General features: G+C 62.8%; 22 protein-coding genes. 13 read left to right on the top strand and 9 right to left on the bottom strand.

Going from position 1 to position 19,540, the window contains the following annotated elements:
• Positions 1–48: 48 nt before the first annotated feature.
• The 4 genes from AB3X99_RS23585 to AB3X99_RS23570 all read left to right on the top strand — a co-directional run bounded on the left by AB3X99_RS23585 (position 49) and on the right by AB3X99_RS23570 (position 4,345).
• On the top strand, positions 49–1,065 hold the full coding sequence (locus tag AB3X99_RS23585; RefSeq protein WP_368618312.1) for a 1-aminocyclopropane-1-carboxylate deaminase: 1,017 nt from the start codon (positions 49–51) through the stop codon (positions 1,063–1,065).
• Positions 1,066–1,434: 369 nt separating this feature from the next.
• Positions 1,435–3,105: an MASE1 domain-containing protein gene (locus tag AB3X99_RS23580; RefSeq protein WP_368618311.1), complete on the top strand. Its 1,671-nt coding sequence runs from the start codon at positions 1,435–1,437 to the stop codon at positions 3,103–3,105.
• 28 nt (positions 3,106–3,133) lie between these two features.
• The gene (locus AB3X99_RS23575) at positions 3,134–3,751 is read left to right on the top strand and encodes a response regulator transcription factor (protein WP_342949778.1); all 618 of its coding nucleotides are present in this window, start codon (positions 3,134–3,136) and stop codon (positions 3,749–3,751) included.
• Between the two features lie 285 nt (positions 3,752–4,036).
• Positions 4,037–4,345 carry a DUF4148 domain-containing protein gene (locus AB3X99_RS23570; RefSeq protein ID WP_069263525.1) on the top strand — a complete coding sequence of 103 codons (309 nt, stop codon included), beginning with the start codon at positions 4,037–4,039 and terminating at the stop codon, positions 4,343–4,345.
• Positions 4,346–4,487: 142 nt separating this feature from the next.
• Here the strand turns inward: AB3X99_RS23570 and AB3X99_RS23565 are convergent, their stop codons facing one another.
• Complete coding sequence (locus AB3X99_RS23565) at positions 4,488–5,060, bottom strand: isochorismatase family cysteine hydrolase (RefSeq protein WP_141710623.1); 573 nt, start codon at positions 5,058–5,060, stop codon at positions 4,488–4,490.
• A 196-nt stretch (positions 5,061–5,256) separates the two neighbouring features.
• Here AB3X99_RS23565 and AB3X99_RS23560 point away from each other — a divergent pair, with 196 nt between their 5' ends.
• From AB3X99_RS23560 to AB3X99_RS23550, 3 genes are all read left to right on the top strand, one after another.
• Entirely contained in the window at positions 5,257–5,682 is a 426-nt protein-coding gene (locus AB3X99_RS23560; RefSeq protein ID WP_368618310.1) for a glutathione S-transferase family protein, read from the top strand.
• Positions 5,683–5,900: 218 nt separating this feature from the next.
• On the top strand, positions 5,901–6,857 hold the full coding sequence (locus tag AB3X99_RS23555) for an alpha/beta hydrolase family protein (protein ID WP_368618309.1): 957 nt from the start codon (positions 5,901–5,903) through the stop codon (positions 6,855–6,857).
• 292 nt (positions 6,858–7,149) lie between these two features.
• Positions 7,150–8,052, top strand: a complete 903-nt coding sequence (locus tag AB3X99_RS23550; protein ID WP_368618308.1) for a DMT family transporter — start codon at positions 7,150–7,152, stop codon at positions 8,050–8,052.
• A 49-nt stretch (positions 8,053–8,101) separates the two neighbouring features.
• Here AB3X99_RS23550 and AB3X99_RS23545 read toward each other — a convergent pair whose 3' ends face one another.
• From AB3X99_RS23545 to gcvA, 3 genes are all read right to left on the bottom strand, one after another.
• A complete protein-coding gene (locus AB3X99_RS23545) occupies positions 8,102–9,484 on the bottom strand; it encodes an MFS transporter (RefSeq protein WP_368618307.1) in 1,383 nt (460 codons plus the stop codon).
• 34 nt (positions 9,485–9,518) lie between these two features.
• Positions 9,519–9,830: a winged helix-turn-helix transcriptional regulator gene (locus AB3X99_RS23540; protein ID WP_256094589.1), complete on the bottom strand. Its 312-nt coding sequence runs from the start codon at positions 9,828–9,830 to the stop codon at positions 9,519–9,521.
• A 130-nt stretch (positions 9,831–9,960) separates the two neighbouring features.
• Positions 9,961–10,860, bottom strand: coding sequence for a transcriptional regulator GcvA (gene gcvA / locus AB3X99_RS23535; protein ID WP_368618306.1), 900 nt, complete (start codon positions 10,858–10,860; stop codon positions 9,961–9,963).
• Positions 10,861–11,004: 144 nt separating this feature from the next.
• On the opposite strand from gcvA, the gene AB3X99_RS23530 reads away from it, so the two are divergent.
• A complete protein-coding gene (locus AB3X99_RS23530; protein WP_368618305.1) occupies positions 11,005–12,288 on the top strand; it encodes an adenylosuccinate synthase in 1,284 nt (427 codons plus the stop codon).
• 15 nt (positions 12,289–12,303) lie between these two features.
• Here AB3X99_RS23530 and AB3X99_RS23525 read toward each other — a convergent pair whose 3' ends face one another.
• The 3 genes from AB3X99_RS23525 to AB3X99_RS23515 all read right to left on the bottom strand — a co-directional run bounded on the left by AB3X99_RS23525 (position 12,304) and on the right by AB3X99_RS23515 (position 13,741).
• A complete protein-coding gene (locus AB3X99_RS23525; protein WP_368602731.1) occupies positions 12,304–12,714 on the bottom strand; it encodes a VOC family protein in 411 nt (136 codons plus the stop codon).
• 58 nt (positions 12,715–12,772) lie between these two features.
• Positions 12,773–12,988: a DUF3820 family protein gene (locus AB3X99_RS23520; RefSeq protein ID WP_069263529.1), complete on the bottom strand. Its 216-nt coding sequence runs from the start codon at positions 12,986–12,988 to the stop codon at positions 12,773–12,775.
• 129 nt (positions 12,989–13,117) lie between these two features.
• On the bottom strand, positions 13,118–13,741 hold the full coding sequence (locus AB3X99_RS23515; protein WP_368618363.1) for a glutathione S-transferase family protein: 624 nt from the start codon (positions 13,739–13,741) through the stop codon (positions 13,118–13,120).
• Between the two features lie 174 nt (positions 13,742–13,915).
• Here AB3X99_RS23515 and AB3X99_RS23510 point away from each other — a divergent pair, with 174 nt between their 5' ends.
• Positions 13,916–14,575: a glutathione S-transferase family protein gene (locus AB3X99_RS23510; RefSeq protein WP_368618304.1), complete on the top strand. Its 660-nt coding sequence runs from the start codon at positions 13,916–13,918 to the stop codon at positions 14,573–14,575.
• A 95-nt stretch (positions 14,576–14,670) separates the two neighbouring features.
• On the opposite strand, the gene AB3X99_RS23505 is transcribed toward AB3X99_RS23510, so the two are convergent.
• Together AB3X99_RS23505 and AB3X99_RS23500 are read right to left on the bottom strand one after the other, a co-directional pair.
• The gene (locus AB3X99_RS23505) at positions 14,671–14,859 is read right to left on the bottom strand and encodes a hypothetical protein (protein WP_342948599.1); all 189 of its coding nucleotides are present in this window, start codon (positions 14,857–14,859) and stop codon (positions 14,671–14,673) included.
• A 67-nt stretch (positions 14,860–14,926) separates the two neighbouring features.
• Positions 14,927–15,559, bottom strand: a complete 633-nt coding sequence (locus tag AB3X99_RS23500) for an ABATE domain-containing protein (RefSeq protein WP_368618303.1) — start codon at positions 15,557–15,559, stop codon at positions 14,927–14,929.
• 172 nt (positions 15,560–15,731) lie between these two features.
• On the opposite strand from AB3X99_RS23500, the gene AB3X99_RS23495 reads away from it, so the two are divergent.
• From AB3X99_RS23495 to AB3X99_RS23480, 4 genes are all read left to right on the top strand, one after another.
• Positions 15,732–16,583 carry an alpha/beta fold hydrolase gene (locus AB3X99_RS23495; protein WP_368618302.1) on the top strand — a complete coding sequence of 284 codons (852 nt, stop codon included), beginning with the start codon at positions 15,732–15,734 and terminating at the stop codon, positions 16,581–16,583.
• A 242-nt stretch (positions 16,584–16,825) separates the two neighbouring features.
• Complete coding sequence (locus AB3X99_RS23490) at positions 16,826–18,001, top strand: porin (RefSeq protein WP_368618301.1); 1,176 nt, start codon at positions 16,826–16,828, stop codon at positions 17,999–18,001.
• 290 nt (positions 18,002–18,291) lie between these two features.
• Positions 18,292–18,765, top strand: a complete 474-nt coding sequence (locus AB3X99_RS23485) for a glycine zipper family protein (RefSeq protein ID WP_342948603.1) — start codon at positions 18,292–18,294, stop codon at positions 18,763–18,765.
• Between the two features lie 187 nt (positions 18,766–18,952).
• Positions 18,953–19,531 (top strand): YSC84-related protein, encoded by a 579-nt coding sequence (locus tag AB3X99_RS23480; RefSeq protein WP_368618300.1) that lies wholly within the window; start codon positions 18,953–18,955, stop codon positions 19,529–19,531.
• Positions 19,532–19,540 lie beyond the last annotated feature (9 nt).

The raw sequence follows: 19,540 nt of genomic DNA, 5'->3' as shown, positions 1-19,540 counted from the left end.
CCGACCGTTGACCACGCCCCGCATGAGCCGACCTCCCGGAGATATTCGATGAACCTCCAGCGTTTTCCCCGTTATCCACTCACTTTCGGACCCACGCCCATCCAACCGCTCAAGCGCCTGAGCCAGCACCTCGGCGGCAAGGTCGAGCTCTACGCGAAGCGCGAGGACTGCAACAGCGGACTCGCGTTTGGCGGCAACAAGACGCGCAAGCTCGAGTACCTGATTCCCGACGCGCTCGCTCAAGGTTGCGACACGCTAGTCTCGATTGGCGGCATCCAGTCGAACCAGACGCGTCAGGTTGCAGCCGTCGCTGCGCATCTCGGCATGAAGTGCGTGCTGGTCCAGGAGAACTGGGTCAACTATTCCGATGCCGTCTACGACCGCGTAGGCAACATCCAGATGTCACGCATGATGGGCGCGGACGTGCGGCTCGTGCCAGACGGTTTCGACATCGGCATTCGACCGAGCTGGGAGGAGGCGCTAGAGAGCGTGCGCGCGGCGGGTGGCAAACCGTATGCGATACCGGCGGGCTGCTCGGAGCATCCGCTCGGCGGCCTCGGTTTCGTGGGCTTTGCCGAGGAGGTGCGGGCGCAGGAGGCGCAATTGGGCTTCAAGTTCGACTACATCGTCGTGTGCTCGGTGACAGGCAGCACGCAGGCGGGCATGGTGGTCGGCTTCGCGGCGGACGGCCGGGCGGACCGCGTGATCGGCATCGACGCTTCGGCTACGCCGGAGAAGACCCACGCGCAAATCGCGCGCATCGCACGTCATACCGCCGGGCTCGTCGATCTGAACCGCGATATCAGCGAGAAGGACGTGATTCTCGACACACGTTACGGCGGCCCTGAGTACGGGCTGCCGAACGAAGGCACGCTGGAGGCGATTCGTTTGTGCGCGCGGTTGGAGGGCGTGCTGACCGACCCCGTGTACGAGGGCAAGTCGATGCACGGCATGATCGACAAAGTGCGCCGTGGCGAATTCGAGCCCGGGTCGAAGGTGCTGTACGCGCATCTGGGCGGCGTGCCGGCTTTGAGCGCGTACAGCTTTATTTTCCGCGACGGCTGAGTTCAAACGCGGTTCGCTGGCGCCCGAGGCGGACGCCACGGTCTTTGACTTTGATCACGGTGTGCATCCGACCAGCACCAACGAGCGAAGAACCTGACGTTGTTGAAAGGCGTTACGACATGAGGCCGTAAACGGTTCGATGTTTGCGGCGTTGGCGATCGTCAGCGAAATGACGCCGTAACGTGAAGCACTTCACGCATAAGGCGTGCTGTGTAGTGTTTGATTAACGCGGTGGGTGCCACCACAATCATAAAGTCAGGTCGGGAACAAGCGCCGAGTGACTCACGGACTGACGGGCGGCTCCCTCCGCGTTCGCCCCCGGGGGGCACGTAGCGTATCCGCACTCCGGCTTCCGGATTGGAAGCGAAAATGGCCACCGTTCGGGACACTTCCAGATTCAGCCTTTTCCTGCACACCGGAATGGTCGCCCTGGCGTATTTCGCCGGTGCAAAGCTAGGCCTTTCCTATGCGGTAGTGGGCGGCGCAATCTCACTCGTATGGCCTTCCAGCGGCATCGCACTCGTTGCGCTGCTCGCACTCGGCATCGAAGTGGCCCCGGGTATTGCCGTCGGGTCCTTCCTCGCCAACGTGTCGAGCGGCGTGCCTGCTGCCGTGGCCGCGGCGATAAGCATCGGCTCCATGGCTGGACCGTTGACGGCAGCGCTATTGCTCAACCGCGCGACACGATTCCGGATCACCCTCGCGCGCATCAACGATGTATTGGCCTTCATCGCCCTCGCTGCGGTGGCGAGTACGGGGGTCAGTGCGCTGATCGGCACGACCGCCCTGCTGGGAGGGGGACTCGTGCCTGCCGCCCGGTACGCCGCAGCCTTTCTGAAATGGTGGCTCGGCGACATGATGGGGGTTCTCGTCGTGGCGCCGGCCCTGTTCAGCCTCCTCACGTATTCAAACCCTGTGCGATCCGCACAGCGGATCATGGAAGCGTGCGGACTGATTGCTGCGACCTTTTGGGTGAGCTACCTCATCTTCGGTGCCCCGCAACTTGCGGGGCACGGCTACTACCCGGCAGCGCTCGCGATCTTTCCATTCATTATCTGGGCGGCGCTGCGCTTCGATCGCCTTGGCGCGAGCATCGTCACGCTAGTGGTCTCGGTCGTGGCTATCTGGGGCACTACCCACGGTACGGGGCCCTTTGCCGCCGAATCTCCTGTGGACAGCCTGGTGAGGTGGTGCGCCTTCGCGAACGTCGTGGCGGTGACGGGACTGCTGCTGGCGGCGGCACGCGTTCAGGAACAGGGCGCCCATGATCTGCTGCAGGCGGCCCACATCGAACTCGAGCGACGCGTGGAGGAGCGTACCGAAGACCTCGCGAAGGCGAACAACGAGCTAAAAGATGAGATGCAGCGACGCCGTTTGCTGGAGGGCGAGCTGATCCGGATCGGCGATCAGCAGCAGAGACTCATCGGCCAGGAACTGCACGACGGACTTGGGCAACACCTGACCAGCCTGGGACTGTACTGCGCGGCGTTGAATCAGAAACTGCAGACCCAGGGCCACCCGGCCGCCGCTGACGCCGCTACCGTCGTCGGCCTCGCGAAGCAGGCGTCCCTGATGACCCGCAGGATCGCCCACGGCCTCGATCCGGTCGCGATGGAATACGGCGGACTTGCGGACGCACTGCAAGCGCTGGCGGAGACGGCTGGCGCGCTCGATGGCGTAGATTGCAAGCTGCGGATCGCGCCGGATGTGGACTTGCTGGACCCGCTGCTGCAGATCAACCTGTACCGAGCCGCACAGGAAGCCGTCAACAACGCGCTGAAATATTGTCGTGGCCACCGCATCTGGATCGACCTCGAGCGGGCGGGCGGTCTGCAGACGCTCTCGATCAGCGACGATGGGGTAGGCATCGGCCCTGAGGAAATGGAGCGTGCCGCGGGTCTTGGACTGCACAACCTGCGCCACCGGGCGAGCCTTCTGGGCGGCTCCTGCACCGTGACCCGCAACGGCTTGGGCGGCACCACCGTCGCCATTAGCTATCCGCTACCGGAGGGTACTGGCCGTGCAGAGGAAATGCGCTAGCCCAGGCCGTGCGACTCAAATCCTGATCGTGGATGACCACCCCATCATCCGGGACGGGATGACGCTCTTGCTCAATCTGCAGGAGGATCTGCACGTCTGCGGTGCAGCGGGCAGCGCAGACGAAGCGCTCGCGGCGATGAAGTGTCTGCCCGACATGGCCATTGTGGACATCAGCCTGCAGACGGACTCCGGCCTCGAGCTGGTCAAGACGCTGCGGCACCGTTATCCGGATCTGGCAATCCTTGTCCTTAGCATGCACGACGAAAGCCTGTTTGCCGAACGCGCACTGCGGTCCGGGGCAAACGGGTATCTCATGAAACTCGAGGCCACGGAGCATGTCGTGAGCGCTATCCGCGAAGTGCTGGCGGGGAATATCTACATGAGCGCCGCCATGCACGAGAAGCTGGCGCGGGCGCTTGCCGTCCCACACAAAAAGGCCGAGAGCCAAATTGCGAACCTTTCGGAACGGGAATTCGAAGTTCTGCACCTGATCGGACTCGGCTTCAGCACCCGCGATATCGCAGAGAAGCTGAACCGGAGCGTGAAGACCATCGAAGCGCACCAGGCCAATATCAAGGAAAAGCTGAACATCCGTAGCGGCAAGGAGCTGACGCGCTTCGCCATTCAGTGGATCGAGAGCCAATAGGGCTGAGCCAGCCCGCCGAATAAGACAATCCCCTAGCCTCTTTTAGGACAGGTGCCTGGTCCATGCACATGGAGTCGGCGCATACAGTCTTATCTACCCAACGCCGACGCTCTGTCGCCGGGCGTTTGCCGAAGCCGTGCAGCAGCAAGCGCATGGCGATGCGAGCCTGCGCGACGCTCGCTGTCGCAGCCCTCGAGCGCCGATAGTTTGCATATGTTCAACCCAGTCGTGCTCAAGGCAAGGAGGTTCGCCTTGAGCAAGATCTCGTTCGTTGCAGGAGGAATCATGAAATACCTTGCTCAAACTGTCGTTATCCTTACTATCGCGGCTGCTCCGGTGCTCTCGCTCGCACAGTCGAACGGCCCCGTGACAACTGAACAAGTTCGCGCCGAACTCGTCCAGCTCGAACAGGCTGGCTATCACGTCGGTGACGGCGACAATGCAAGCTATCCAGCCGATATCCAGGCTGCCGAAGCGCGCGTGGCTGCGCAGAACGGCGGGAGCAGTTACGGCGGGATGGTCAGCGGATCGTCAGCGTCTGGCGCGCCCGCGGCGGCCATTCCCGGTTTGAAGCCGGTTTACTTCGGTCAGTAAGACAGTGCGCCGACGCACTGTCCTGAGTGGTCTCACAGCACGTCGCACCAACGCATCACACGTTACGCGAAAGCCCCTCTTCTGAATCGAGAGGGGCTTTTTGATTGCTTCGCGGGATTTGGGGGAGAGAAGGCGAGGATATCTAGGCGAGCAGCAGCAAGGCATCCGCGAGCGAGAGTACCGTGGTGCGCGAATCGAATGCGGTGGAGAACAGGTGTTCATGTACCACCGGATCCGGGTCATAGCAGCAATCCTTGACCGTATACAGGCGGAAGTCCGCGTCGCTCGCATACGCGACCGACGACAGCACAACACCGGTCGATGCGATGCCGACCATAATCAGCGAATCGACACCTTGTGCGAGAAGTCGTGCCTGCAAGTCGGTGCCGAAGAACACGCTGGCCCGGTGTGCAACGATGACGGGTTCGCAAGCCTGCCGCCCTAACTCCGGCGGGATATGGTCGTCGACAAAGAGACCGAGTTGCTTGATTCCCTGCCCATTCTTGTTCAATGGGCTGACTTCTGGATAGCCCGGGCTGAAGCGGAGGTTGGCGAAATAAACGCTGACGCCTTTGGTTCGCGCCGCGTCGCAGAGCTTGCGCGTATTGGCAAGCAAGGCCGGCGCGACCGATGGGAAGAGCCCGAGAATGTCGGTCTGATAGTGCATGACGAGAAGCGCGGTTTGGGCCGGCGCGATTGGCGGGATCGACTCCATTCACAGTTCTCCTGTCTTTCGACACGCGGTTCATATTCACAACGCGAGAACGTCGAACGCGGAGAAGCGTGTATTGCAAACGCGACGTTCCACTGCCGTGCAAATAGTACTTTATGTTGTCGCGCATGGTTAGCCATGCAGACGAAGTATCGTCTGCGTGTCGGTTTGAGTCGGTCCGCATTTTCGCCCGCAACAATTGCCGCCCCTGTCTGAGGGGACCGCCTTCCTGCCTTCTGAGCGATTCGGGCGCGCCAAGGTTGCTCAATGGCTCAGCTTCGAGCAGTACTACATCGAACCGGTCATCGGCTCCTTGCGTTTCCGGACATTGACGGGGCGGTTAAAGCGCAATGCTGCGATGGTCCCAGACAAACAGGAGACCGCCACGAAGGCGCTGCGAGCCCTCGATCGGTCCCTGACGGATGCGACCTTCCTGGTCGGTGACGGCCTGTCCATTGCCGATATATCGATCTACGCATATACCCACCTGGCAGGCGATATCGGTATCGACCTGCCAGCCTACCGTGCACTCGCTGCCTGGCTGTCGCGCGTCGCTGCCGAGATTGGTCCCAACACTCCCGTGCATCCTTACACCATCGATCCGCACGCCATCGTGCGTGACTAGAGGGCGCGCGAAGTTGCGAGCTGACGAATCGCGCGTCCAGCGATTGAGCGTTTGGTCTGCTTGGGAAATCGGACACCTGAGCGACCGCATCATCCGAAATCCCGCCGTTGGCGCACGGGGATAAAATCAGGATCCGACCGAATTCGACCTTCGAGCCGTTTCGCAGTGATACCGCCGATCAGGATATTGGAAGCAGACAACTCGCCTCGCAAAACCACATGAAAACGTCCATATTGGCCGTTCTGTTGTGCCTGTCTACGGCAATTGCACACGCCGCGGGAATAAAGTTCGCGCAGATTCCGGCTGATGCCGCCGGTCCGGCGTTAAAAGCGATCGTGTGGACACCGTGTGCTGAGCCTGCCCAGGAGGTGCCGATCGGTCCATATGTCCTGAAGGGGCGGCGCGACTGTCCGACCGTTGGCGAAAAGCTTCCCCTCGTTGTCATTTCGCACGGCTATGCCGGATCGTACCTTGGCCACAGAGACCTTGCCGAGACGCTGGCCGAGGCGGGCTTTGTCGTGGCGGCAATCAATCATCCAGGCGATACATTCTCTGATATGACCCGGGCCGACGATATGTCTGTGTTCGTCGAGCGACCGACCGACATCAAGCGTCTTATCGATTACATGTTGAGCACCGCCCCCGACGCAGCCAGAATCGACCCGCAACGGATAGGCTTTTTTGGCTTTTCGCGCGGCGGCTACACGGGCCTGGTGTTGGCCGGCGGCAACCCGGATTTCCCGCACGCCGATATTACGTGCCCGGACCCGGGCGCCCCGATTTGCAAACAGGTTCGAAGTGGAGTGGTGTCCACCGAACACCTGACTCATGACGCACGGATCAAAGCCTTTGTGCTGGCGGACCCGTTCAATGCATTCCCAACCGCGGCGAGCCTGAAGAATGTGCAAGCGCCCATTCAGCTTTGGGCTTCCCAGTTCGGTGGCGCCGGCGTGCTGCCGCGCAACGCCGACGCACTCGCCAGGACCCTTCCTCACAGGCCTGAATATCACATTGTTTCCAGCGCGGCGCATTTTGCTTTTCTTGCTCCGTGTCCTGCGGCAATGAAGAACAATGAGCCGGACCTCTGCGCCGATGCGAACGGATTCAACCGGATAGTCTTTCACAAGCAGTTTGACGAAATGGTGCTCACGTTTTTTCAAGCGAATCTTCGGTAGATCCCAGCATGGTCCGGCGGACCGCACGTACCGGATGAGGCGGGCGGCGAGCGTCCATTGCACCTTGAAAGTTGCCGTTCGTGCGTGCTGGCAACCAGAACGCGCCGGCCGCATACAAACGCGCAACGCGCCGCAATATACGTTGCGATGCCGTTCGAGCTGGTGCAGCCTTAAATGCAACTGTTCGGCCATTGCCACCTGCCTGTCCGTTCAAGTCGCGGTCGGCCACTTTCGCCATTTGGACGCAGGCCATATGCGATGATGCCAATACTCACCACATCTGCGCATCGCCATGCCATCATCCAGCGCCACACGAACGACATCGCTTGCGCTGAACAGCGTGGCCACCATACTGGCTTCGATGTTTTGCTTCGCTGTAGTGGATGCACTGGCGAAGACAGTCGCGCTGCAATATCCAGCAAATGAAGTCACCTTCTTCCGGATGCTCTTCGGTCTGGTGCCGGCAGTCGCGATGCGCTGCCGTGGGCGTCTTTCGATAACTGAGCGCCTGGCCAACATCGACATCAAAGGGCAGACTGCACGTGCGCTGACGCTCCTCGGCGCCTCAGGACTTTTCTTTGCCGGCTTGCCTTACGTCCCATTGGGAGAAGCGGTTGCACTCGCGTATTCGGAAACGCTAATCGTCATCCTGCTCGCGCCTTTGGTTTTGCGAGAGCGATTGACGGGAAGTGGAGTCGCCGCGGCGCTCGTCGGATTCTGCGGTGTGCTGCTCGTGGTGCGCCCGGGTGGCGGTCAGTCGAGCTGGCTCGGTCCAGTGTTCCTTCTCCTCAGTGCTTTCTTCGGCGCGCTGTCCATCGTCCAGATCAAACGCATACGATCTACCGACGACTCGGTGACGACGGTTCTGTTTTTCACCCTCGTAGGGACGGTCGTTACCGGTCTTACTGTCGTGTTCAACTGGCGCACCCCATCTGTGAAGGCGCTCTTGATCATGGCACTTCTTGGCGCGTTCGCGACCGCAGGTCAGATCTTGATGACGGTCGCTTTTCGCCAGGCGGACGTCGGGAAGCTCGCACCGTATAACTACACGAGCATCGTCTGGGCGGCGCTATTCGGTTACGTCATCTGGGGCGAGATGCTTCAGCCGCTGTCACTTGTGGGAATTGCACTCATCGTCGGCAGCGCCATTTCGGTCTCGGTTAGCCGGAAAGACAAGGAAGGACCGCTCGCCTGACGTGTCATCCGCCGGCGTTCGGCCGGGAGGCATGACGTAGGGTAGACACTCAACGCTGCCGATGGAGACTTTCGTTGACCGCATGCGAGCCATCGGCAAAGCCACCATCCTCGGACACCTCACCGGTATCGACGGACTCCGGTGCCGCGCCCGTTTCTGCAGGCGGCAGCGGTCCGGCCGCGTCGTCGCCGAGCAAGGGGCGCTCAGGGTGCACGAACAGCCATAGCAGCGCACCGCAGGCGGCCGCCGCGCCGATCACGATCATGCCGCTTGCCCAGCTATGCGTGACCTTGACGATCAACGCCAGCGTCATGGGGCCCGCGACGTTCGAGAGTGCGCCCCACACGTTCGTCCAGCCCGACATGACACCGGCGAACGCGCGCCCGAGATCCTGCGTGGCCGACCACACGACCACCTGCACGAATCCCACCGCGGCAAAAGAGAGGCACAGCAAGCCGATGACCATCGCCATCGATTCCGCGCGCGAGGCCGCCGTCAATGCGAGCGCGCTCACGACGAATCCGGTCATTGCAACGGGCGTGCGCGCCCGATAGATCGAGCCGGTTTTTCGAAGCAGCCAGTCGCTGAATGCCCCCGCGACGAATACCGCCACGAACACGGCAACCCAGGGCAACGACGCGTACAGACCCATCGCCTTGAGCGATAGCCCGCGCGCACGCATGAGATAGGTCGGCAGCCACGTCGTGTAGAAGCTCTGGATCAGCACCAGCAGGAAGTACTGGACACCGAAGATCCAGAAGCGCGGCTGCTTCAGGCAGCGCCTGAGCGCACCCCTGGCTGCCACGCGCTCGGGTGGCTGGCCGGCGGCGATGTACTCGACTTCCGCCTTTGTGATGAGTGGGTGCGCCGCCGGCGTGTCGCGGTAGCCGAACCACCAGATCGCGCCGAGCAGCAGGCCCAGCGCGCCGAATCCGAAGAAAACGGCGTGCCAGCCGAACCGGGCGATGGTCCACGCCGTGAGCGGCGCCGAAACGATCGGGCCAAGATAGAGCCCGGCGAGCAGCAGGGCATTGCCTTTCGCACGCTCGCTGGCCGGAACCCAGCGCTTGAGCGCGACGACACTGCTCGACCAGTCCGCAGACTGCGCCCCGCCCAGCACGAGGCGGCATCCGAAGAGCCAGGCGAACGAGGTGCCCAGCGGCGTGGCGAGCATCATGAGCGACCAGAGCGTGCTCGTGCCGAACAGCACCTTGCGCGACCCGAAGCGCTCGGCAGCACGGCCGGCCGGTATCTGCCCGATTGCATACGCCCAGAAGTAGATCGTGAGAATCATCGACATCTCGACGATCGACAGGCCCAGTTCATTCTGGATCGTCGGGGCCGCGACAGCCATGGCCGTGCGGTCGAGCGTCATCACGAACGTCAGTGGCGCAACGAGCATTGCCACGATCTTCCAGCGGAGATGGTTCACGGTGTGCAACATCCCTTGTATGAAAAACCGCGAATTACGCCTCGCGGTCGGCGTGATCGGGATCGGCGGCGTCGAACCCTTGCGGATCGCGCTCGGCCCACTGATGCGCCCAGGCCAGCAGCGGCTGCAATGCGGCCAGAAGCTTCCTGCCTTCGGCTGTCATGCGGTAACCGCCATCGCCATGCGCGACGAGACCGGACGCCCGCAATTCCGCGAGCCGCGTATTGAGCAGGCGGGCATTGGTGTCGCACGCTTCCTGGAGTGCGCGAAACGTCAGCGCCTCGCCGCGAAGTTCCCACAGTATCCGCAGTGCGGTACGCCGCCCGAGCAGGTCCAGCACGACCATGATTGGCCGTCCGGTGGTCGAGCCGCGTACAGGTTGTCCTGGCCGTGGAATTTTCATGCTTTACTTTTTAAAGCATCGAGTCCGCACTGTCAACCGGCGACCGCGGAGCAGGCGCTGCGCCAATCCAGCGCTACGCGCGATGTGAAAAGCGCTGGCCGAGTTCGCGCAACCAGGCCAGAAAGGTGTTGATCGCAGGATCGTCGAGGCGTGCTTCGCGGACATAGCTGCAATAGCGCCATGCCGGCAGGGCGGGGCCGTCGAACGGGAAGACGAGACGGCCCTCTTTGACGTCGAGCGCGACGAGCGCGGTAGGTCCCATTGCGATCCCCAGGCCGTCGATGGCGGCTTGCAGGGTCAAATAAAAGTGATCCAGTTGCTGGGAATGGCGCGTGGCAAGCCCGGGGTGGCCGCTCGCGGCAAGCCATTCCGCCCAAAGGCCGGGATAGGTCGCCGTGTGAAGCAGGGTGTGGTGCGCCAGGTCCGAAACACGGTGTATCGGATGAGACTCCAGTACCTTGGGCGAGCACACCGGGAGCCGGACTTCCGATAAAAACTCCTTGACCGCATAGCCCGCCGATTTTTGCTCGCTGCCGCGAATCGCCACGTCGCATTCGTCGCCGAGCTTTTCGATTGGCTCGTCCGAAGTCGTCAGCCGGACCTCCACTGCCGGATGGGTCAGCTGGAAGCTGGAAAGCTGCGGCAATAGCCAGCGCAACGCGAACGTCGTCGGCGCGTTGACCCTCACGATCTGCGCGCGCGTGGCCCGAAGCTGCTCACTGGTGGCCAGCGCGATGCGATCCAGCGCCGCCGATACCTCGGCCAGGTAGGCGCGCCCCGACGCAGTCAAGACGACCCTGCGGCCGCGGCGTTCGAACAGATCGAGTCCAAGCCAGTCCTCCAGTTGCCGAACCTGTCGGCTAACGGCCCCGTGCGTGACGCAAAGCTCCTCGGCCGCCATGGAAAAGCTCTCCGCGCGGGCGGCGGCTTCGAATACGCGCAGGGCGTTCAACGGCGGCAGACGACGCGACATTGACCGGATTCCTATGTGACTTTTCCTGACAAGTCCCGTGAGTTTACATCGCTTTTCGTGGCGGCGGAGTCGCCCTATATTGAGCCCCTTTGCAGCAGCTCCGGTTCTGGATCTGTTCGATTAACTCACCAGGGAAAATCTCGCATGTCGAATGTCGTCGTGGTCGGCGCGCAGTGGGGCGATGAGGGAAAGGGCCGGATCGTCGACTGGCTCGCGGAGAAGGCGGATATCGTCGTCCGTTACAACGGTGGCCACAACGCCGGTCACACGCTCGTGGTGGACGGCCGGACCTACAAGCTGGCGCTGCTACCCAGCGGCGTCGTGCGCGGGAAGCTTGGCCTGATCGGCAATGGCGTCGCGCTCGATCCCGAGGCGCTGCTCGCGGAGATCGACCGCATGGCGGCGCTGGGTATCCGCGTCACGCCGGAGGTGTTGCAGATCGCCGAGACGGCCGCGCTGGTGCTGCCGGTGCATCGCGCGCTCGACGCTGCCCAGGAACGGATGCGTGCGAAGCCGCTCGGCACCACCTTGCGCGGCATTGGGCCGGCGTACGAGGATAAGGTTGGGCGCCGCGGCCTGCGCGTGTGCGACCTGGCCGAACCGGACCTGCTGGCCGAGAAGCTCGACGTTCTGCTCGAGCACCACAACGCGTGGCTTCGCGGCTCGGGCCAGGCGCCATTCCCGCGCGAGCCGATGCTGAGCGGCCTGCTTGCCATGGCGCCGCGCATCCTGCCGTTCGTGGGCCGCGTCTGGGAACAGCTCGACCACGCCCATTCGTCGGGCAAGCGCGTCGTGTTCGAAGGCTCGCAGGCGATCATGCTCGACGTGGATTGGGGCAGCTACCCCTATGTGACGTCGTCGAGCACCATCGCCGCGGGCGCGGCCAGCGGGGCCGGCATCGCGCCGTCGCAACTGGGGCGGGTGCTTGGCGTCAGCAAGGTCTATGCGACGCGCGTCGGCGAAGGCCCGTTCACGTCGGAACTGGACGGCGCGCTCGGCGACGTGCTCCGGCAGCGCGGCGGCGAGTACGGGGTCAACACCGGCCGCCCGCGACGCTGCGGCTGGCTGGACACCGTGCAACTGCGTCAAAGCTGCAAGGTCGCAGGCATCAACCAGCTCGCGCTGACCAAGCTCGATGTGCTCGATGGCTTCGAGTCGCTGCAGCTCTGTGTGGGCTACATGCTCGATGGGGCGCGCATCGACTACATGCCATCCACGAACGCCGAGCAGCAGCGTCTGCAGCCGGTTCTCAGGCGCTTCGACGGCTGGGCCGGTTCGACCCGGGGCGTGCGCTCCTATGGCGACCTGCCGCCACAGGCAGCGGCGCTGATCGAAGCGATCCAGAACGAAGTCGGCGTGCCCGCGGCGATGGTCACCACCGGCCCTGAACGCGACGATGCGATTGTCCTGCAATCCCCATTCGCGTAATGCCCGAATATCGGCCTAACCTTCGCTGTCCATCCTTGAACGGACCTCGGCAGCGGAAAGGTCGCGCTGATGGGTGGCAATCTGCCAGGTGTTTCCCCACGGATCTCTGACCATCGCGCGCCTGTCGCCATATGGCAGATCGGCAGGAATCTCGAGCGAGACCGCATTCGCCGCGATCGCTCGCTGGTAGGTCGAATCGGTGTCCTGAACGTAGACGTACAGAAATGCCGGCATCGGCTCGCGAAGACCGTCTGCGCCGCTAACCATCACGACGGAATCGCCGATCCTGATCTCGGCAGGCAACCCATGGCGAAATGCGCCTTGTGCCTGAAACACCGTCTTGATGAAGGCGACCAGGTTCTCCGCGTCGCGTACGACAATTCGGGGCGTAACGGTGTGCCATCCATCGGGCTGAAAATTGGCCATGTCGGGCAGCCTCGCAAGAGATTCGCCCGGGCATTCTGCGCCGGGTGCCCGATTGGCGCTAGCCGCGTTTGCGCAGCGGCTCGAGCAAGCCCTTCAGGCCGTTATGGTCCAGTTCCTGCATCAGCGCGAGCAGCCGGCCGATCTCGCCCGGCGGGAACCCTTCGCGGGCGAACCAGTTGAGGTAATGCCCCGGCAGGTCGGCGATGAGCCGGCCCTTGTATTTGCCGAAGGGCATGGCGAAGGTGACGAGGCGTTCGAGGTCTTGGGCTTGCATGGCGGTATTGTGCACGGCCTGGCGTTCGCGCGCGAATGCTACGAATGCAAACATGGCAGGATCTGTCGACATCGACTGACTTCGCTGCCTGAATTTCCTGGCAATTTGACCCGCGGTCCGCGCCGTTCCTCACGGCGTCCCGTTTGCGCAATGCACTGCAAACCCGGGCCGTTCGGCAAGCCGTTCGAAATATGCAGCAACAGCCGGCAAATGCGGATGCTCGAACGGCGTGCCGAACCAGCGGTTCACCGACAACCCAATGGGAATATCGGCCAGCGAGAATTGCGCGCCGGCGACGAACGCGCCGGTCGCCTGCAGCCGCGCGTCGAGAATGCGCATATGCCGGGTCCAGCTCTCGATGGAAAGGGCAATTTCGCCGGGCGCCTGGTGAGCCGGCGACGCTCTGACCAAGGCGAGAAATGCATAGCTCCACGAACGGTTCAGGTCGGTCGCCTGCCAGTCCATCCATTGATCGACGCGAGCCCGCTCGCACGCATCGGCAGGATAGAGATGCGCGCCGCCATAGCGGGACGCCAGATAGCGGATGATGGTGTTCGACTCCCACAGCACGAAATCGCCGTCCCTGATGACCGGCACGAGCGCGTTGGGATTCAATGTGAGGAACGCCGGCGTATGCGTCGAGCGAAAGCCCGAACCCCAATCCTCACGCTCGAAGGGCAGGTTTAATTCGACACAGGTCCAGAGTACCTTGCGAACGTTGATGGACGATGCTTTGCCGAGAATGTTGAGCATATCGAAAGGAAAGAAGAGGGAGCCGCGCCCGTGCACGATACGTCATGCATGTGGCCGCGGCCATGTACAGTTCCCCGAACATGCGCCGCTGCAGTTCCCGGCAACGCTTGCAATCCGCACGCAACCGGTGCATGGTTCAACGACTTTCCCCGGCTCGAACCAGGAGACTCGACGATGCCGCTCGCGCTATATGGACATCCGTTTTCCTCGTACACGCAGAAAGTGCTCATCGCGCTGTATGAGAACGACACACCTTTCGGGTTCCGCGGCGTCGGTCCGGATTCTCCCGAGCATACGGCGCAGTGGCTGCAACGCTGGCCGCTGCGCAAGTTTCCGGTGCTCGTGGACGGCGAGCGCAACGTTGCGGAAACCAGCATCATCATCGAATACCTGCAGCTCGCGCATCCCGGGCCGGTGCGCCTGCTGCCCGCCGATCCCGTGGCCGCGCTCGACGTGCGCTTTCTGGACCGCTTCTTCGACCTGCATGTCATGACGCCCGTGCAGCGCGCCGTGGATGGCGCGTTGACCGGCGATCCGGCGCGGCGCGACGAAGGGCGCGCCTTTGCCGAGGAAAAACTCGAGCTCGCTTATGCATGGCTCGAAGGCCACCTCGCGGGCAAGACGTGGGCAGCGGGCGAGGACTATACGATGGCGGACTGCGCCGGGTCTTCATCGCTTTTCTATGCTGACTGGACGCATCGCATCGCCCCGACCTATCCCGTCCTGCGCGCCTATCGCGAGCGCCTGCTCGCGCGGCCTTCGTTCGCGCGGGCCGTGAACGAGGCGCGGCCATATCGTCCGCTCTTTCCGCTCGGCGCACCGGATCGCGATTGAAGCGATTCGTTCAGGGATGCGAAGTAAGTGCGGCACCATTGTGAAAGAGGCTTGCACGATGCCATGCAAGTCTCTTTCGCGTTACAGACACTAGATCAACCCACCGAAGGCTCCCCTTCGCCGGACTGCTTGCCCGGGCGGTCGGCGGGCGACTGCTTGCGCGACTTGTCATCGCGCTCGGGCATGGCGCTGCGCTGGTCGTCGCTGTGCTCGGTGGGTTTCTGCTGGTTTTCGTTCGCTTTGCTGGCGCCCTGTTCATGGGGCTTCGGGTTGCTGGCGGTCATCGTTCCTCTCCCATTCCGGTAGGTCCGCCAGATCCCGCAAGGCTCGCGCCCGGCGCGCGAATACGTTCTACGCGCTTTCACGCTCCTTGAGCCGTTTGCGGTGCGCGGCCACTTTGGCGCGATTCCCGCAGATCGCCATGCTGCACCAGCGGCGCGCGTGCCCGCGCGTGTGGTCGGCGAACAGGAGGGTGCATTTCGGGCCTTCGCAGGCTTTCACGTGCGTGAAGTCCTGCTCGCCGACGAGTTTCGCCAGCGCCTCGGCAATCGGCATCAAGAGCGATTCCGGCGTATTCCAGCGGCGACTCACGCGGTATTCGAACGTCGCCGCGCCGTCACTGCCGACCGCAACGACTTCGCCATAGCGGTCGTCACGCGCGAGCAGATCGTTGAGCGGCGCGAGTTCGCCCAGATCGGCGGCGGCGAGCGGCCGGCCTTTTTTGTCCCGCACGAAGGACCTGAACCATTCACGTAGCGCGCGCGCCTCGCCCGCGACGGTGTCGAACCCGGCCGCGGTGAACTGCGCGCGCAGCGCAGCAAGCGCCGGCGCGGGGACCATGCCCGCCTGTGCGAGCCAGGACAGCAAACCTTCGCCGTCGGCGATCCAGTCGATGGGAACGTCCACCGGTGTGGCAACCGAGTTCAGGAAGTCGAGCCCCGGCGCGTCGGCCACGAATATCGCCGGTATGGGACGGTAGTCCATTTTCTTGCCGCAAAAGGGTAATCAGGGTGCATTCAGTGTAACCGTCAAAATCGTTCTTGACAAGTTACACCGCGGATCAGTAACCTCTAATGCACGATCAACACGGTTACATAAGGAGCGAAGCATGTCTCACGGTAAAGCGAGCTTTTCCGTTCCACCTCTGGAGGAACCCATGACTGCCATTGCCTACCGCCGCGCCGATGTCGACGGCTACAACGTGTTCTACCGGGAAGCCGGGCGCGTCGGCGCGCCGAAGCTCCTGCTGTTGCACGGCTTTCCGAGCGCCGGCCACATGTTCCGCGACCTCATTCCGAAGTTGGCCGACCGCTTTCATATCGTCGCGCCGGATCTGCCGGGCTTCGGTCAATCGGACTTGCCGGACCGAGAGGAATTCGCTTACACGTTCGAGAATATTGCGAAGGTGATGGCGCGCTTCACCGAGCGCATCGGCTTCGAGCGGTTCGCGGTGTACGTGTTCGACTATGGCGCGCCCACGGGCTTTCGCCTCGCGCTTGCGCATCCCGAGCGCATCACGGCGATCATTTCGCAAAACGGCAACGCCTACGAGGAAGGCCTGAGCGACGGCTGGAATCCGATTCGGGCTTACTGGCAGGACGCGTCGCCGGCCAACCGAGAGGCACTGCGTGCGCTGCTCTCGCGCGAAGCGACGATCTGGCAATACACGCACGGCGTGCCCGATGCGTCGGCGGTGTCGCCGGACGGCTATTCGCTCGATGACTACTATATGAACCGCCCCGGCGCGCACGAGATCCAGCTCGACTTGTTCCGCGACTACCGGAACAACGTTGCGCTCTACCCCGAATTTCAGGCGTATTTCCGCACGCATCGTCCGCCGTTTCTCGCCGTGTGGGGCAAGAACGATCCGTTCTTCCTGCCGCCCGGCGCGCAGGCATACAAGCGCGACTTGCCGCTAGCCGTGGTGCGCTTTTTCGACACCGGCCACTTCGCGCTGGAAACGCACGCCGACGAGATTGCCGCCGCGATCAGGGAATTTCTCGAATGATTGGGACTCCTGATTGTTTGTGCGAAACGAACATCGGCCCGGTGAGCGAAGGGCTTCGCGGCATTTGCAAACATGGCGGTTTTAATGCTTTAGTTAAGCTGCGGTTACACAGCCATGGCCTTCATTCATGTTGCATTGGATGTCTTGTGCCGACAACGGCACCAATTTCACGCTGAGGTCGTTCCGGAGCAAGCGACTAATATAGGAATACCGATTACCCGGTGCGTGAAGGAGTTGCAAACATGAAAAAGCTTGCGCTTATGTTGCTTCCTGTTCCGCTCACCATGTTGGCGCCGGTCGCTCACGCGCAAAGCAGCGTTACCCTGTACGGCGTGATCGACGAAGCCTTTCAGTTCGTCCACAACGCCGACGCTCAGGGCAACAATCTGTATCGGATGCAAGGTGGCAATCTGCAAGGGTCCCGCTGGGGCTTGAAGGGAACGGAAGATCTGGGCGGCGGCCTGAAAGCGATCTTCCAGCTGGAAAGCGGATTCGACATCAATAGCGGCAAGATGGGCAACTACAACGGCAATACCTTGCTATTTGGCCGTCAAGCCTTCGTAGGATTGACGCACCAGCAGTATGGAACGCTGACACTGGGTCGCCAGTACGACCCGGTCGTCGACATGGTCCAGCCGCTTACCGCAGACAATTACTGGGGCAGCACCTTCACCACGCCGGGCGACGTGGACAACAACGACAACAGCTCTCGTACGAACAATGCGATCAAGTATCTCTCGCCGCAATTCGCGGGCTTCCAGATCGAAGGCATGTATGCGTTCGGCGGCGTCGCGGGCGCGACAGGTTCGCAGCAGACCTGGTCGGCCGCGGCGAGCTATGTGACTGGCTCATTCAGCATCGCGGCGGGCTACGTCCGCATGACTAATGCCAACTCCACGATTCCTCGCACCGGTTGGACCAGCACCTCGGACGGCACCTTCGACGGCGGTTTTCAGAACCTCGCCTATGAAACCGCCAAGTGGGTCGGCATTGGTTCCGTTGCCCTGCAATACGTGGCCGGACCGTTTACGTTCGGCGGCCGGTATAGCAACGCGCAGTACAAGGCGGACTCGCAATCGCTTTTCCCATCCAACCAGCGCTACAACGTCGCTGCCGGTTTCGTGAACTACGCGGTTACGCCTGCGTCGCTCATCGGTGTTGGCTATACGTGGACGCACAGCGCGGGCGACACCTCGGCGACCTATAACCAGGTCTCGCTGGGCGGCGACTACAACCTCTCCAAGCGTACCGACGTATACCTCGTCGGCGCGTGGCAGCACGCCAACGGCACGCAGCGCGTACCGACCGCAACGGGTTCCATCCTGACCACCGCGGTCGCTTCCGTGGCGGACTATGGGCTGAACGGCAGCTCGAGTTCGCAAATCATGGTGAGCCTCGGCATCCGCCACAAGTTCTGAGTCACTGCAGCCATTCTTCTACGCCCGCCGCACCGCATGGCCGTTCGGGCCGTGCGACGGCGGGCGCTTCATGGCGCCTGCCTGTCCCTATGGGGGACGGTAGGACCATGGTCTGATTGTCTTCGCCGTGCCGCTCCCACATCATTGAACAGACCACTGCGCCGGTTGCACGGCGCGGTGTTCGTCCCGCATTCGGGCGTCGTGCCGAAGGCACGACTGTCATTGTCCAATCTCCCGCCGATAGCAGCAGGCGTAATCGGCGCGATCTCGCACGCGCTCAAGGAGTTGATATGGATACCTATATAAATTGTCGGACCGGCGCCCTGTGCGCCGCCGTGCTGCTTTTGATGAGTGCCGCGCAGGCAACGCCTATTGCGTATCCCGCGAAGGGGCAGAGCGCGCAGCAACAGCACTCGGACGAATCGGCATGCTACTCGTGGGCCAGGAGCAACACGGGCATTGACCCGAAACAGGTCGCGTCGACGCCACCGCCGCCTTCGGGGCCGGCGGTGGGCGGCGGCCAGCGTGTCCAGGGCGCGGCGCGCGGCGCGGCGGGCGGCGCGGTGATCGGCGCGATCACCGGCGATGCGGGCAGGGGCGCGGCAGTGGGCGCGGCGGCCGGCACGATGGTGGGCGGCTCACGCGCGCGCCAGGAACGGCGTGCCCAGCAGGCCAACGCGCAGCAACAGCAGCAGGGCGCGATCGACACGTTCAACCGCGCGTTTGCCGCGTGCATGCAAGGGCGCGGCTACACGGTGCAGTAGTGCGCCGTGCATGAAGCGGCCTGAGGCGGCGTAAGACCAAGGTCCGATTTGTCCTGTGCGCCGCGTCTGCGACTATGTAACTGAACGATGAGCAACGATGTGCGAGCAACGTCTCATTCCCGCGTGACGTTCGATCCGCATGCGTGAGTGCCGTGTCCGGGCTGTCTAAACTCAATGGAGGACAACAATGAAGCGACGGATTTTTGTGCTTACGGCGGCGGCCGCGGCCGGGCTCGCTGCAGCGGGTTGCAGCACGACCACGGGCAGTGGGACGAGCGGCGCGACCGATGCGGCGAAACGCCAGGAGATCGATGCCGCCGTGGACGGCACGATGTCCCGGCTGTTCTCGACTGTCCCGGGCTCGCAGGAACTCGTTTCGAAGTCGCAAGGCGTGCTGGTCTTTCCATCGGTCGGCAAGGCAGCGTTCATCATTGGCGGGTCGTACGGCCAGGGTGCGTTGCGCGTGGGCGGATCGACGGTCGGGTACTACAGCACGGCGGCCGCTTCGTTCGGCTTGCAGGCAGGGGTGCAGTCCACTGCCGTGATCTTTCTCTTCATGACGCAGGACTCGCTCGACAAGTTCCGCAACTCGAAGGGCTGGTCGGTTGGCGGCGATGTTGCCGTTGCGCTCGTCAAGGTCGGTGCGAATGGGCAGATCGACACGCGAACCGCAACGGCGCCGGTCCAGGCGATCGTGATGACCAATACGGGCATCATGGCCGATGCGTCGGTCGCTGGCACGAAGGTGACGAAGCTCGATCTGTAACAGGAGGTC

Source organism: Paraburkholderia sp. BR10882, from assembly GCF_040948855.1.
Taxonomy (GTDB): Bacteria; Pseudomonadota; Gammaproteobacteria; order Burkholderiales; family Burkholderiaceae; genus Paraburkholderia; species Paraburkholderia nodosa_A.
The sequence above is the reverse complement of the archived record's forward strand: the minus strand, read 5'-3'. Positions and strand labels throughout refer to the sequence as shown.

Excerpts from the sequence above, each read along its gene's own strand:
- AB3X99_RS23510 (WP_368618304.1), top strand. The coding sequence starts at position 13,916 with ATGCCGCTCGCGCTATATGGACATCCGTTTTCCTCGTACACGCAGAAA.
- AB3X99_RS23505 (WP_342948599.1), bottom strand. The coding sequence starts at position 14,859 with ATGACCGCCAGCAACCCGAAGCCCCATGAACAGGGCGCCAGCAAAGCG.
- gcvA (WP_368618306.1), bottom strand. The coding sequence starts at position 10,860 with ATGTCGCGTCGTCTGCCGCCGTTGAACGCCCTGCGCGTATTCGAAGCC.
- AB3X99_RS23580 (WP_368618311.1), top strand. The coding sequence starts at position 1,435 with ATGGCCACCGTTCGGGACACTTCCAGATTCAGCCTTTTCCTGCACACC.
- AB3X99_RS23490 (WP_368618301.1), top strand. The coding sequence starts at position 16,826 with ATGAAAAAGCTTGCGCTTATGTTGCTTCCTGTTCCGCTCACCATGTTG.
- AB3X99_RS23520 (WP_069263529.1), bottom strand. The coding sequence starts at position 12,988 with ATGCAAGCCCAAGACCTCGAACGCCTCGTCACCTTCGCCATGCCCTTC.
- AB3X99_RS23585 (WP_368618312.1), top strand. The coding sequence starts at position 49 with ATGAACCTCCAGCGTTTTCCCCGTTATCCACTCACTTTCGGACCCACG.
- AB3X99_RS23515 (WP_368618363.1), bottom strand. The coding sequence starts at position 13,741 with ATGCTCAACATTCTCGGCAAAGCATCGTCCATCAACGTTCGCAAGGTA.
- AB3X99_RS23550 (WP_368618308.1), top strand. The coding sequence starts at position 7,150 with ATGCCATCATCCAGCGCCACACGAACGACATCGCTTGCGCTGAACAGC.
- AB3X99_RS23565 (WP_141710623.1), bottom strand. The coding sequence starts at position 5,060 with ATGGAGTCGATCCCGCCAATCGCGCCGGCCCAAACCGCGCTTCTCGTC.
- AB3X99_RS23480 (WP_368618300.1), top strand. The coding sequence starts at position 18,953 with ATGAAGCGACGGATTTTTGTGCTTACGGCGGCGGCCGCGGCCGGGCTC.
- AB3X99_RS23570 (WP_069263525.1), top strand. The coding sequence starts at position 4,037 with ATGAAATACCTTGCTCAAACTGTCGTTATCCTTACTATCGCGGCTGCT.
- AB3X99_RS23530 (WP_368618305.1), top strand. The coding sequence starts at position 11,005 with ATGTCGAATGTCGTCGTGGTCGGCGCGCAGTGGGGCGATGAGGGAAAG.
- AB3X99_RS23540 (WP_256094589.1), bottom strand. The coding sequence starts at position 9,830 with ATGGTCGTGCTGGACCTGCTCGGGCGGCGTACCGCACTGCGGATACTG.
- AB3X99_RS23495 (WP_368618302.1), top strand. The coding sequence starts at position 15,732 with ATGACTGCCATTGCCTACCGCCGCGCCGATGTCGACGGCTACAACGTG.
- AB3X99_RS23500 (WP_368618303.1), bottom strand. The coding sequence starts at position 15,559 with ATGGACTACCGTCCCATACCGGCGATATTCGTGGCCGACGCGCCGGGG.
- AB3X99_RS23555 (WP_368618309.1), top strand. The coding sequence starts at position 5,901 with ATGAAAACGTCCATATTGGCCGTTCTGTTGTGCCTGTCTACGGCAATT.
- AB3X99_RS23485 (WP_342948603.1), top strand. The coding sequence starts at position 18,292 with ATGGATACCTATATAAATTGTCGGACCGGCGCCCTGTGCGCCGCCGTG.
- AB3X99_RS23525 (WP_368602731.1), bottom strand. The coding sequence starts at position 12,714 with ATGGCCAATTTTCAGCCCGATGGATGGCACACCGTTACGCCCCGAATT.